Annotated in this window: 1 protein-coding gene; it reads left to right on the forward strand. The window is 67.4% G+C overall.

Features of this window, described 5'->3' with window-relative positions:
- Positions 1 to 1,741: condensation domain-containing protein (locus EBH09_RS38415; RefSeq protein WP_238697135.1), on the forward strand; the 1,741-nt coding region annotated here is incomplete at both ends.

Here is a 1,741-nt window from a genome sequence, read left to right on the forward strand (position 1 = left end):
ATCCTGCGCGAGGACACCCCCGGCGACCAACGCCTCACCGCCTACACCGTCACCAGCACACCGGTCACCGACGACAACCTGCGCACCCACCTCGCGGCGGACCTCCCCGACTACATGATCCCCGCAGCCTTCGTCACCCTCGACGCCCTCCCCCTGACCCCCAACGGGAAACTCGACCGCAAAGCCCTGCCCGCACCCGACTACACCACCACCGGCAGCGGCCGGGCCCCGCGCACCCCACGCGAGGAAATCCTCTGCGGCCTGTACTCGGATGTACTCAATGTCGCCCGGGTGACCATCGACGACGACTTCTTCCACCTCGGCGGGCACTCCCTCCTCGCCACCCGCCTCGTCAGCGGCATCCGCACCAATCTGAAGACCGAACTCCCCATCCGGCAAATCTTCGAGACCCCCACCATCGCCGGACTGACCGGCGCCCTGGACGGGGCACAAGGCGCCCGCACCCCCCTCACCGTGCGTGAGCGGCCCGAACACATCCCGCTCTCCTATGCCCAGCAACGCCTCTGGTTCCTCCACCAACTCGAAGGACCCACCCCCACCTACAACATGCCCGGCAGCCTGCGCCTGATCGGACAGCTCGATCCGCAGGCGCTCACAGCAGCGCTGAACGACGTCATCTCACGCCACGAAAGCCTCCGTACTCTCATCGCCGACGACAGCAACGACGGGTACCAAGTCATCCTGCCGGCGGCAGACGCGACACGCGACATACCGGTGCTCGAGGTCAAGGAAGCCGACCTCGGTGAGCACCTGCAGCGCGGCGCCAGTCACAGGTTCGACCTGACCGGCGAGATCCCCATCCGCGCCACGCTCTTCCGCCTCGCCGACGACGAGCACGTACTCCTGCTCCTCCTCCACCACATCGCATGCGACGGCTGGTCCATAGGCCCCCTCGCCCGCGACCTCACCACCGCCTACACCGCACGCCTCCAAGGCCAAACCCCAGCCTGGCAACCCCTGCCCATCCAGTACGCCGACCACGCCCTCTGGCAACACGAGGTCTTGGGTCAGGAGCAGGATCCAAAGAGCCCGATCTCCCAGCAACTCACCTACTGGACCAACGCGCTCGCCGATCTGCCGGAGCAGATCAAGCTCCCCACCGACCGCCAGCGGCCCGCGATCGCCAGCTACACCGGCGACAGTCTGACCCTCACCATGCCGCCCTCGGTCCAGCAGGAGCTCACCGCGCTGGCGCAGCAGAACGGCGTCAGCCTGTTCATGGTCCTCCAGGCCGCCCTGGCCACCCTCCTCACCCGCCTCGGCGCAGGCACCGACATCCCCATCGGTACCCCCATCGCTGGCCGTACCGACGACGCCACCGACAGCCTCGTCGGCTTCTTCGTCAACACCCTAGTCCTGCGCACCGACACCAGCGGCCGGCCCACCTTCCGCGAACTCCTCGACCGCGTCCGCGAGACGAACCTGGACGCCTACGCCCACCAGGACCTCCCCTTCGAGCGTCTCGTCGAACACCTCAACCCCACCCGCACCCTCGCCCACCACCCCCTCTTCCAAGTCATGCTCACCCTCAACAACACCGGACACAACGCCACCGGAACGCTGGCCTCCATGCCCGGGCTCGCCGCGACGCTTGAGCACACCGGCATCGGCATCACCAAGTTCGACCTCGCCTTCGCCTTCAACGAAGCCACCACCGACGACGGCGAACCGGACGGGCTGACGCTCACCGTGGAGTTCAGCACCGATCTGTTCGACAGAG

Origin of the sequence: Streptomyces sp. E2N166 (assembly GCF_003671715.1) — a bacterium.
In the GTDB taxonomy this organism is placed as follows: domain Bacteria; phylum Actinomycetota; class Actinomycetes; order Streptomycetales; family Streptomycetaceae; genus Streptomyces; species Streptomyces thinghirensis.